Source organism: Enterococcus gallinarum NBRC 100675 (assembly GCF_001544275.1).
Classification (GTDB): domain Bacteria; phylum Bacillota; class Bacilli; order Lactobacillales; family Enterococcaceae; genus Enterococcus_D; species Enterococcus_D gallinarum.
Genome location: NZ_BCQE01000008.1, coordinates 27531 through 38696, shown reverse-complemented (window position 1 = coordinate 38696; position 11166 = coordinate 27531). Strand labels below are relative to the sequence as shown.

General features: G+C 40.1%; 9 protein-coding genes. 7 read left to right on the top strand and 2 right to left on the bottom strand.

What is annotated here, in order from left to right; translation table 11 throughout:
* The first annotated feature begins 164 nt into the window (after positions 1–164).
* Both EG2_RS05915 and EG2_RS05910 read left to right on the top strand, forming a co-directional pair.
* Positions 165–428, top strand: coding sequence for a (4Fe-4S)-binding protein (locus EG2_RS05915; protein WP_060813935.1), 264 nt, complete (start codon positions 165–167; stop codon positions 426–428).
* The gene (locus EG2_RS05910) at positions 428–700 is read left to right on the top strand and encodes a GNAT family N-acetyltransferase (protein WP_003126008.1); all 273 of its coding nucleotides are present in this window, start codon (positions 428–430) and stop codon (positions 698–700) included. The genes EG2_RS05915 and EG2_RS05910 overlap by 1 nt, the downstream gene beginning before the upstream one ends.
* A 78-nt stretch (positions 701–778) precedes the next feature.
* Here EG2_RS05910 and EG2_RS05905 read toward each other — a convergent pair whose 3' ends face one another.
* Both EG2_RS05905 and EG2_RS05900 read right to left on the bottom strand, forming a co-directional pair.
* Positions 779–2533, bottom strand: a complete 1755-nt coding sequence (locus EG2_RS05905) for an ABC transporter ATP-binding protein (protein ID WP_060813934.1) — start codon at positions 2531–2533, stop codon at positions 779–781.
* Complete coding sequence (locus EG2_RS05900; protein ID WP_060813933.1) at positions 2530–4254, bottom strand: ABC transporter ATP-binding protein; 1725 nt, start codon at positions 4252–4254, stop codon at positions 2530–2532. Before EG2_RS05900 ends, EG2_RS05905 begins: the two co-directional genes overlap by 4 nt.
* 414 nt (positions 4255–4668) lie before the next feature.
* Here EG2_RS05900 and EG2_RS05895 point away from each other — a divergent pair, with 414 nt between their 5' ends.
* From EG2_RS05895 to argF, 5 genes are all read left to right on the top strand, one after another.
* Positions 4669–5724, top strand: coding sequence for an LCP family protein (locus tag EG2_RS05895; protein WP_060813932.1), 1056 nt, complete (start codon positions 4669–4671; stop codon positions 5722–5724).
* A 560-nt stretch (positions 5725–6284) separates the two neighbouring features.
* The gene (arcD, locus tag EG2_RS05890; protein WP_060813931.1) at positions 6285–7697 is read left to right on the top strand and encodes an arginine-ornithine antiporter; all 1413 of its coding nucleotides are present in this window, start codon (positions 6285–6287) and stop codon (positions 7695–7697) included.
* A gap of 11 nt (positions 7698–7708) precedes the next feature.
* The gene (locus EG2_RS18765) at positions 7709–8824 is read left to right on the top strand and encodes an aminotransferase (RefSeq protein ID WP_060813930.1); all 1116 of its coding nucleotides are present in this window, start codon (positions 7709–7711) and stop codon (positions 8822–8824) included.
* 42 nt (positions 8825–8866) lie between these two features.
* Positions 8867–10090 carry an arginine deiminase gene (arcA, locus tag EG2_RS18760; RefSeq protein ID WP_060813929.1) on the top strand — a complete coding sequence of 408 codons (1224 nt, stop codon included), beginning with the start codon at positions 8867–8869 and terminating at the stop codon, positions 10088–10090.
* 51 nt (positions 10091–10141) lie between these two features.
* Positions 10142–11164 (top strand): ornithine carbamoyltransferase, encoded by a 1023-nt coding sequence (gene argF / locus EG2_RS05875; protein WP_172461442.1) that lies wholly within the window; start codon positions 10142–10144, stop codon positions 11162–11164.
* The last annotated feature ends 2 nt before the right edge of the window (positions 11165–11166 follow it).

Below are 11166 nucleotides of genomic sequence, written 5' to 3'. Positions count from 1 at the left end.
CGGATCGTTTGTTTGTTGAAGTGCTTATGTTGCAGTTTTTTCTAATAGAGTTGATTTTTTCTGCTAAATCTTTTACGTATAAATGGCGATTGTTTTATTTTTTTGTTGATTTAGCTTATGATGAAGGCGGTCAATAAAAGTCAAGCAGTGACGGAGGGAAAACAATGACAGAGCACTTAAAAGAACACCCAGAGGAACAGTTGCTTGCTGATGGGTATCGCAAATATCATGGCTCAGCATTTGATGTTTATTATCACAAAGACATTTGTATTCACAGTGGGAAGTGTGTTAGAGGTAATCCAACTGTTTTTGAGGTAGGACGTCGACCGTGGGTCATTCCCGATAATGGTCAAAAAGAACAAGTTGCTCAAGTGATCCAATCTTGTCCAAGCGGCGCATTAAAATTTATTCAAAGGGGAGAAAACTAATGGAAATTAAAGAAGAAAAAAATCGTTTTGCCTTATTAGACGGCGAGAAAGAGATCGGCGAAATGACTTGGTCGAATGCAGGAACAAAACGAATGATCATTGATCATACATTTGTCGATCCAGCCTATCGTGGTCAAGGACTGGCGGAAAAGTTAGTGGCAAAAGGGGTAGAAAAAGCGCGCGCGGAAAAGAAAACAATCATTCCACTCTGTCCATTTGCAAAAAAAGAGTTTGAACGTAAACCGGAATATAGCGATGTTTGGAGTAAATAACAATTCTCAATTTTAAAAAAAGAAGTGGTTCTTTTAGAGAACCACTTCTTTTGGCGTTAATCTATCAAAATATGACTGTTAATGTTGAAATTGAGCATGGTAGAGACGGTAATAATACCCTTTTTCCGCTAACAATTCTTCATGAGTACCTTGTTCGACGATTTGTCCGGCATCCATAACCAAAATTTTATCAGCCGCACGGATCGTTGATAAGCGGTGGGCAATGACGAAACTGGTTTTTCCTTCCATCATTTTCAAAAAGGCATCCTGAATTTTCTTTTCTGTCAGTGTATCGACTGAACTTGTGGCTTCATCGAGGATCAGCATCGGGGGATTACTGATCATAGTACGAGCAATGGTCAGTAATTGTCGCTGCCCATCGGAAATCTTGATGCCTTGTTGCCCAATCGGCGTATCCAATTTATCTGGTAACCGCATAACGTATTCATACATATATGCATTTTTTAAAGCATCGTATATTTCTTCATCGGTAGCCGTGTCATTGCCATATTGGAGATTCTCTCTTAAAGAAGCATCGAACAACCATGTGTCTTGAAGGACCATGCCAAAACTCTTTCGTAACGCTGTTCGCTGCAATTGACGAATATCGACGCCGTCTACTCGGATAGTTCCCTGATCAACATCGTAGAAACGCATTAGCAAATTGACTAGTGTCGATTTACCAGCACCGGTCTTTCCGACAATTGCTACCGTTTCACCTGGTTCAGCTGTAAAAGAAAAGTTTTCGATCAGTTTTTGTCCTGGATCATAAGCAAAAGCCACATTTTCAAAGTCGATTTTGCCTTTGATTTCCTTCATCGTTTGTGTTGCTGTGTCATCCGCACTTTCTGGTACTTGATCCAATAACTGGAAGGTTCGTGCCAAACCAGCTAATGCAGTCTGAATCTGAGTGGTGATGCCTGACAGTTCAATAAATGGTTTTGAAAACTGGCTAGAATAGATCGTAAAGCTTGAAATCATCCCAACTGTTACCAGACCCGAGCCTGAAAAGTACAATAAACCACCGACGAAACCGACAGACAGATAGGAGAGATGGTCAACAAAACGGGAAAGCGGATTGGTTAACGAGGAAGAAAACTGTGCTTTTCGACCACGAAGGTTTAATTCGTCATTGATCATTTCAAACTGTTCTTGATTGATCGCTTCTCGTTCAAATGCTTTGACAATTTTTTGATTGCCGATCATTTCGGTAACGAATCCAGAAATTTCACCGACGATCTCTTGTTGACGCGCAAAATCTGCTTGTGATGTTCGTGCCACGATCCAATTGACTAAAAAGATGATCGGTGTTGAAACAAGAACGACGAGAGTCAGTGGCACACTCATCTTAACCATGACTACCAAGGCAATCAGCACAACAGAGATACCGGAGAATAATTGGTTGAAGACAGCAGCAACCGCAATCGAGATATTATCCATGTCATTGGTAAAACGACTGACGATATTCCCGTGAGACGTTTGATCGTAATAACGCAAGGGCAGTGTATTTAAATGAGCAAAACCTTCTTTGCGCAGATCAGCGACAGACAGATAGGCCACTCGATTCCCTAATCGTTGAATCAGCCATTGACTGACAACAGTAACGATCACTACACCGCCAAACAACGCGAGAATGCGATAAAGTTCTTCGAAATGAACCTTGCTGGGACCAATCATTTTATCGACAGCCTGACCTATTTCATAAGTCATAAAAACCGTTGAGATGCCAGCAACGATCCCTAAAACGACAGCAGTCCAAGTTTCTTTTGCATACACAGCGAGATAGGGGAGGTAGCGGCGGAAGGCAGACCAATCAAATGATTTCTTTTTCATTCTTCTTCCTCCTCTTGAGATGCCACAATTTCTTGATAAGCTTTGGAAGTGATCATCAACTCGTCATGGGTGCCTTTGGCGACCAGATTTCCCTGATCTAATACTAAGATCTGCTGTGCGTCTTGAATCGAACGAACACGCTGAGAAATGATGATGATCGTTCCGCGAATTTTTTCTTTTAAAGCCATCCGCAGATCCAGATCTGTTTGGTAATCTAGCGCACTTAATGAATCATCCAAAATCAATATATCAGGTTTAGCAATAATTGCTCGAGCAATCGTTAAGCGTTGTTTTTGCCCACCAGAAAAGTTCTTGCCTCCTTCAAAAATCGGCGTATCCAACTTTTGCGGTAGTGCTTCGACGAAGTCGCGACTTTGGGCGATCTCTAATGCTTGCCAGCATTCCTCGTCTGTCGCATCTTTTTTTCCCCATTGTAAGTTTTCACGAATCGTTCCAGTGAACAGAACAGCCGTTTGAGGAACCATGGCAATTTTTTGTCTTAATTGCTGCAGCGGCCACTTGCGTACGTCCTGTCCATCAACGATCACTTTACCAGCAGCTGTGTCATAAAAACGCGGGATCAGTTGCGTCAATGTTGATTTCCCACTGCCAGTTGGACCAGTGATGCCCAAAGTTGTGCCAGGGGCAATCTCAAAATCGATATTTTTTAATGCTAAGCCATAGTTAGGTGAAAAGCGAAAGTCCACATGTTCGAAACGAAGGGCACCTGCCTGTTTTTGTTGATCCATAAAAACCTCAGATAAACTATCATCAATCGATGGTTCTGTATCAAGAACTTCATTGATTCGTGAAGCCGAAGCAGCAGCGCGAGTAAAAATGATGACGAGATTCGATACAACGATCAGTGCCAACAGCATTTGGTTCATATAATTGACCAACGCCAGTACTTCCCCTTGTTCCAAGTTTCCGATATTCACTTTGAAACCGCCAAAGTAAAAGAGTGCAATGATTCCTACGTTCATAATCATAGTTGTGGCCGGGGTCAATAATGCAGAAAGATTGGTCACACGAATATAAACATTGGTCAAATCATCCGTGGCTTGGTCAAAACGTTTGGTCTCAGTTTTTGTTCGAGCAAAAGCACGAATCACGCGAATACCGCTCAAATTTTGGCTGACTAGTTCATTTAGTTCGTCCAAGCGGATCTGAACTTTCTTATATAACGGCACTGTCTTGCTAATGATCCAAAATAAAATGATACAAAAAAGCGGCAGCACACATAAGAAAATCAAGCCCGCTTGCCAATCGATGACAAACGCCATGATCACTGAACCAATACTCAAAAAAGGTGCTCTGACGACTAAACGGATCAACATAGCCAATGCAACTTGCATTTGGTTGATATCATTGGTCATTCGAGTGATCAACGTATCTGTTCCAAATAGATTCAATTCATTGTGTGACAACAAATTGATTTTTTTCATTAATGTATTGCGTAATTCCGTGCCAAAACCTTGAGAAGCAGTGGCTGCATAGTATTGACAGATGACCGCACAGATCATCCCAATGACGGACATCGCAATCATCCAGAGGGTCATTTCAACTACTTTCGACCAATTGTTTTGGCGAATTCCCTGATCGACGAGTGCAGCCATTTGGAGTGGTAAAACCAGTTCAAACACAGCTTCTAAAAACTTAAAAAAAGGACCTAAGACGATCTGCTTACGATAGTCTTTGGCATAGCGTAATAATCCAATCATAAAAACCTCCTGTAAAAATAAAATAGTCAATGAAAGAAAAAATGCATCAGGAGAGGAATTCTCCACTGTGAACTTACGAATAAAAAGTCTTTCGTTTCTAGCATATCTTACCATAGTTCCAAACTGAGGGGGAGCAATCAAGAAAGAAAAGAAAGTTTCATTCTTATTTCAGAAATAACCGATTGATTTTCATTTTTTTTGATAATTATACGATAAATACTGCGTATGATACTCTACTTGGCTATGATCTTTTTAGATTTTTTCAAGGAAAAATCATAGGAAATTTTTTTCGAACAAATTTGCATTAGCATAAAAATTCACAGCAAAAATATAAAATATCTTAAAAAAATAGGCGCTGAAAACAAAATCTGGTACAATCGGGGAGAATGAAGTAGGAAACATGAAGGAGGCACTATGGATAGAAAGTCGAAATTCAGCAAACAGCGGGCCCGCAAAGCTCGTAATAAGCGCCGAATCATAGGAGGCGTCGTACTTTTTGCGATTGCAGGGGTCTTTTTATTTGCAGGATATACGTATTATGCTGCAAAAAATTCTGTGGATAAAATGTTTAAAGAATCCGCTGTGATCAAATCCAATAAAGAAAAAGACAATTCATTGAAATCAGCAAATGTTGATTCTAAATTTGGGATCCTGTTAATGGGGATCGACAACGATGAAGAAAGAGAAGAAGTGGATCATTTAGATTCGGCACGTACAGATAGTTTAATTTATATGGTGTACGATGGTGAAAATAAGAAGATTGATATGATTAGTATTCCCAGAGATATATGGACAAGTATTTATGATGGTAAAGGAAATATTGTAGACGCAGCAAAAATAAATAGTGCCTATACTGTTGGGGAAGAAGATGCGACAATTGAGACTGTCCAAAACTATTTGAATCTGCCAATTGATTATTACGTCAACATCAATTTTATCAGTTTCAAAAAGATCATTGATGCGATTGGAGGAATTACCGTCAATGTTCCCTATGATATTAATACTGACTACGCTTCAGACAACTCTGGAGAAACCTTAATTCCAAAAGGTAAACAACAGCTTAATGGTGAGCAAGCCTTGATTTTTGCCAGAATTAGAAAAATGGATTCGGATATTGATCGTGGAAACAGACAACAAGAAGTGATTGAAGCAGCTATTCACAAGGCTTTGAAAATTAATAATGTTACGAAATATCAAGAAATTCTTGATTCTGTTTCAGATAATGTCAACACGAATTTTAGGTTTGAGGACTTAGTTTCTCTAGCGGGAAATATGCTTTCTGGTTTTGAAATAAATACGCACACTTTTGAATGGTATGACGGTTTTTCAAATGATGGCCAGTCAGTCGTTTATATTCAAGATTACTCCTATAATGAGATCCGTAATGATATGCTGAAAGCATTGGGTCAATTAGATGAGACGACAACAGAAAATCAAGGGACTACTACGGATACAAGTACAAACTATTAATGAAAAGATGTTCTTTTATAATAGGAAATAACAAAAAGAAGAAACGCTGCGGCGTTTCTTTTTTTTGTTTCTAAAAGGGCTATTTTTGGCGGTCCTATGCAATAAATTCATAGATCTTTGAGAAGAGAGTGGTTTTTGATAGGTAGTTAGAAAATGATTGATTTTCTTCAAAAAATAGACGCTATTCAATTTTTCTAATGAAATTCTTAGAAAAAAATCTCTGAATGATTATGAGATAGAGGAGTAAAAAATGGGTAAAAAAAGAGGATAAAAGCGATTATTCATTACGGATGAATAATGCCAATTTTTTGGCATTGGAAATGATAACTGAATCACAATGTAAGCGTTTTTAACTGGTTATCATATACATGTACCTGATAAATAAGTGTTATTTCTCAGGAAGAAGAGTGATTGATTTCAGCTGAAAAAATCAATAAATAAAAGGAAAGAGGCGAGAGAGTATTTCATTTAGGTAGATTGGTTTTAATGCTTTTTGTGATTTTTTTTGCAAGTGGGATTTATGCAAGTTACTACACAATACTAAAGAAAGTTGGAGAACAATGGAAAAGAAAAGAGGAATCAGTAAAGTCGGCTTGATTGCCTTAGTAGTCAGTTCATCCATTGGTAGTGGAATCTTCGGTATCACGAATGACTTAGCGATGTCCGCTGCTCCTGGACCTGCAATCATCGCCTGGATCATCGTCGGAATTGGCATTCTTGCATTAGTTTTATCATTGAATAATTTAGGCGCCAAACGACCAGATTTAGACGGCGGTATTTTTGGGTATGCAGAAGCGGCATTTGGGAAATTAGGAGGTTTTATCAGTGGCTGGGGTTATTGGCTCTCTGCCTGGCTAGGAAACGTCGCCTTCGCGACAATGCTCATGAGTGCCATTGGTGAATTTATACCCGCATTCAAGGGAGGACAAAATATTCCGTCTATCTTACTGGCAAGTGTTTTTATTTGGGTATTGACCTTTCTGGTGAATAACGGAATTGAGAGCGCTTCATTTATCAACACGATTGTTACGATCTGTAAATTAGTTCCTTTGTTTTTATTTATGGTTATCGCACTCGTTAGTTTTCATGTCGATATTTTCTCAGCAGATTTCTGGGGAAACGTCAGCAGCTCACTACAAAGTGGTGCTTCTGTCAGTCTCTGGACACAGATCAAAGGTTGTCTAATGGTGATGATGTGGGTCTTTGTTGGGATTGAAGGGGCAAGTGTTTTAGCCAATCGTGCGGAAAAACGGTCAGATGCCCAAAAAGCATCAGTCATCGGTTTGCTTTCCTTGCTAGTCATCTATGTGCTAGCTTCCTTATTGCCATACGGCGTCATGTCGCAAGCTGAATTGATGGCGTTACCACAACCAGCAATGGCCAACATTTTGCGCTATATGGTTGGAGAGTGGGGTGCAGCCTTTATCAATATCGGCCTAATCATTTCCATCATTGGTTGCTGGCTGTCATGGACGATGTTACCAGTCGAAACAACCTTATTGATGTCCCGCGATGGGATGCTGCCAAAAAGTTGGGGCAAGGTCAATCGAAAACAAGCCCCAAGTTATTCATTGTTTATCACTGCTGCATTGACGAACGTGTTCTTGTTAACGTTCCTTGTGACCGATTATGCGTATCAATTTGCTTATTCGATGTGTACCGCAGCGATTTTGATTTGTTACTTGCTCGTGGGGATCTATCAAATGATTTATTCCTATCAGCAAAAAGACAATAAACAGTTGTTTATTGGTGCAGTCGCAACGGCCTTTCAGATCATTGGGATCACATTAGCAGGCTTTGCCTATGTTCTCTTATGCAGCATCGCCTATTTACCAGGATTCTATTTCTACTTACGGGCATGCAAAGAGAACAACTATCAAATTAGCAATAGGCAAAAAATTGTCATGGCTGTGGTCAGTTTAGCAGCAGTATTATCGATCGTAGCAATCGCTACTGGAATGATTTCAGTATAAGGGGGTTGATTATGGATATTGCTAATTTTGGTGTCGAGGAATGGTTGAATATCTGGGAGAAAAAAGCAACCTATGACATTGCCCAAAGTTCTATCGAAGCACTGACGCTAGAGGAAATCATGGCCTTCAGTGGCAAAACGAGCATAGAATTTTTGAAACGTGTCGCGCAGCAACCTTTAGATTATGGCTGGATCGAAGGATCGGATCGGTTCAAAGAACTCGTCGCTTCATTATACCAACACATGACACCAGCGAATATTTTACAGACAAACGGAGCTACAGGAGCAAATTTCTTGGCACTATTCGCTTTGATCGAAAGCGGGGATCATGTTGTCTCCATGCGGCCAACGTATCAGCAACTCTATGATTTGCCAAAAGCATTTGGGGCAGAAGTAGACTTTGTTGAATTAAATCAAGCAAACTGGCAGCTTGATCTAGCAGCTTTGAAAGCCAAAGTGAAACCTGAAACAAAAATGATCTGCTTAAATAACGCGAATAACCCCACCGGTACGCTATTTGATCAAGAGCAATTACAGCAGATTGTCGCTATCGCTAAAGAAGTAGATGCCTACATTTTAGTAGACGAAGTCTATGCACCATTAACAGAAGAAGGCACATTTTGTTCCATCGTCGATTGCTATGAGAAGGGAATTGCCACCAACTCTTTGTCAAAAACCTACTCAACGCCAGGCATTCGTATCGGTTGGACTGCCGCTAGTGAAGAACTCACGGAACATTTTCGTAAATACCGAGATTATACGATGATTTGTGGCGGTGTTATCGCTGATGAAATAGCGATTCAAGTATTGGAAAACAAAGAGCAGATTATCGCACGAAACAAGAAAATCGTCGCAGAGAATCTTGCCATCGTCAAGCAGTGGGTAGACCAAGAACCGAAAGTGGAATTAATCGTTCCCCATTATGTTTCTACGGCATTTATCAAGTTGAAGATCCAACAAGAGGACTATCAATTCTGTGTGGATCTATTAGAAGAAACTGGAGTTTTGCTTGTTCCGGGAACAGCTTTTGGGGTACCAGGGTACGCCCGCTTAGGTTATTGCTGTAAGAAAGAGACGCTAGAAACTGGTTTGAGATTACTCTCAGACTATTTAAAAAAAGTTTCATAGAAAACGGGAAACAAATTGTATAGGAATGAGGAGGATGAAAAAATGAATGAACCTATTCACGTTTTTTCAGAGATTGGACGATTAAAACAAGTGATGCTTCATCGTCCAGGAAAAGAATTGGAAAATTTAATGCCGGATTATTTGGAACAATTGCTGTTTGATGATATTCCTTTTTTACAGCAAGCGCAAAAAGAACATGATTTCTTTGCCGAAACATTGCGAAATAAAGGGGTTGATGTGCTTTATTTAGAAGATTTAGCAGCTGAATCTTTGACCTCTACAGGACTCAAGGAACAATTTGTTGCAGAGTACTTGCAGGAAGCAAACATCCAAAGTGAAAACACCCGCAAAGTGATTGAAGAATATTTACTATCGATCTCTGATAATCGTGAACTGATCGACCGAACGATGGCAGGATTGAGGAAAAATGAAATGAAGATCGCTGGCCATCAGAACCTGACCGATCTTGTAGACGATCAGTATCCGTTTCTGATCGATCCAATGCCGAACTTGTACTTTACCCGCGATCCATTTGCTACGATCGGAAATAGTGTTTCCTTGAATCGGATGTACTTAGAAACGAGACGACGGGAAACATTGTACGGCAAGTATATCTTTAACTATCATCCAATTTTCAAAAAAGAAGCCGAGCATCTTTTATACAATCGGGATGAATCCACTCGAATCGAAGGTGGCGATGAATTAGTCTTGTCATCAAAAGTGTTAGCTGTTGGGATTTCACAACGCACAGATGTCGCTTCAATTGAAAAATTGGCGAAAAAATTATTTGAGAAAGAACCGACTTTTGAACATGTGCTAGCTTTCAATATCGGTGAAGAGCGTAAATTCATGCATTTAGATACGGTCTTTACAATGGTGGATTATGACAAATTCACTATCCATCCGGAAATCGAAGGCGAGTTAACGGTTTATTCCATCTCCAAACAAAATGACCAAATCAAAATCTATGAAGAAAAAGAAACATTGGAACGGATTCTTTGCCGTTATCTTGATTTAGATGCAGTGGAACTCATTCGTTGCGGAGGTGGAGATATCACAGCAGCTGCCAGAGAACAATGGAATGATGGCTCGAACACGTTGACGATTGCACCAGGAGAAGTAGTCGTCTATGACCGGAACTTGATCACGAATGAAAAACTAGTTGAAGCAGGGGTCAAACTTAATTACATCCCTGGAAGTGAGCTAGTCCGCGGACGTGGCGGTCCACGCTGTATGAGCATGCCATTTATCAGAGAAGATCTTTGAGCAACCTGAAATTTACAAAAATAAAGACTAACGGTATCATAGGAGGAATGAATAATGGAACAAGTATTTCAAGGAAGAAGTTTATTAGCAGAAAAAGATTTTACGAAAGAAGAAATCGAGTATCTGATTGACTTTTCGATTCACTTAAAAGGACTTAAAAAAAGAAATATCCCGCACCGCTATTTAGAAGGAAAAAACATTGCTCTGCTTTTTGAAAAAACATCGACCCGGACACGGGCGGCCTTTACGACAGCTGCCATCGATCTAGGTGCTCACCCAGAATTCTTGGGTGCTAATGACATTCAGCTAGGAAAAAAAGAATCTGTAGAAGACACCGCTAAAGTGTTAGGCAGTATGTTTGATGGAATCGAATTTCGTGGCTTTAGCCAGCAAGTTGTCGAAGACTTAGCGAAGTACTCGGGTGTTCCTGTATGGAACGGATTAACAGATGAATGGCATCCAACCCAAATGATCGCTGATTTCATGACGATCAAAGAGAACTTTGGTACGTTGAAAGACATCACGTTGGTGTATGTGGGAGATGGCCGTAACAATATGGCGAATAGTTTGTTAGTTACTGGTGCGATTCTTGGAGTCAATGTTCGAATCTGTGCACCTAAATCTTTATTCCCAGAAGACGATGTTGTTCGTTATGCCAACGAATTTGCCAAAAAATCTGGTAGCCAATTGATGATCACAGATGACACTGCTGAAGGTGTTCGTGGTGCGAATGTCCTTTATACGGACGTGTGGGTATCAATGGGTGAAGAAGACAAGTTCACCGAACGGGTCAACTTACTGAAAGACTACCAAATCAATATGGATTTGATCAAAGCGACAGGTACACCAGACGACCGCTTGATTGTTTTACATTGCTTGCCTGCCTTCCATGATACAAATACTGTCTACGGAAAGAAAATCGAAGAAGAATTTGGGATCAAAGAAATGGAGATCACTGATGAAGTCTTCCGCAGCAAATATGGCCGTCAATTTGAAGAGGCTGAAAATCGGATGCATTCGATCAAAGCAATCATGGCCGCTACTTTAGGAAATCTATTTATTCCAAGAGTGTGAGA

Bases quoted from the DNA above. Each gene is read 5' to 3' on its own strand.
- EG2_RS05900 (WP_060813933.1), bottom strand. From the start codon at position 4,254: ATGATTGGATTATTACGCTATGCCAAAGACTATCGTAAGCAGATCGTC.
- EG2_RS05915 (WP_060813935.1), top strand. From the start codon at position 165: ATGACAGAGCACTTAAAAGAACACCCAGAGGAACAGTTGCTTGCTGAT.
- EG2_RS05910 (WP_003126008.1), top strand. From the start codon at position 428: ATGGAAATTAAAGAAGAAAAAAATCGTTTTGCCTTATTAGACGGCGAG.
- arcD (WP_060813931.1), top strand. From the start codon at position 6,285: ATGGAAAAGAAAAGAGGAATCAGTAAAGTCGGCTTGATTGCCTTAGTA.
- arcA (WP_060813929.1), top strand. From the start codon at position 8,867: ATGAATGAACCTATTCACGTTTTTTCAGAGATTGGACGATTAAAACAA.
- EG2_RS18765 (WP_060813930.1), top strand. From the start codon at position 7,709: ATGGATATTGCTAATTTTGGTGTCGAGGAATGGTTGAATATCTGGGAG.
- EG2_RS05895 (WP_060813932.1), top strand. From the start codon at position 4,669: ATGGATAGAAAGTCGAAATTCAGCAAACAGCGGGCCCGCAAAGCTCGT.
- EG2_RS05905 (WP_060813934.1), bottom strand. From the start codon at position 2,533: ATGAAAAAGAAATCATTTGATTGGTCTGCCTTCCGCCGCTACCTCCCC.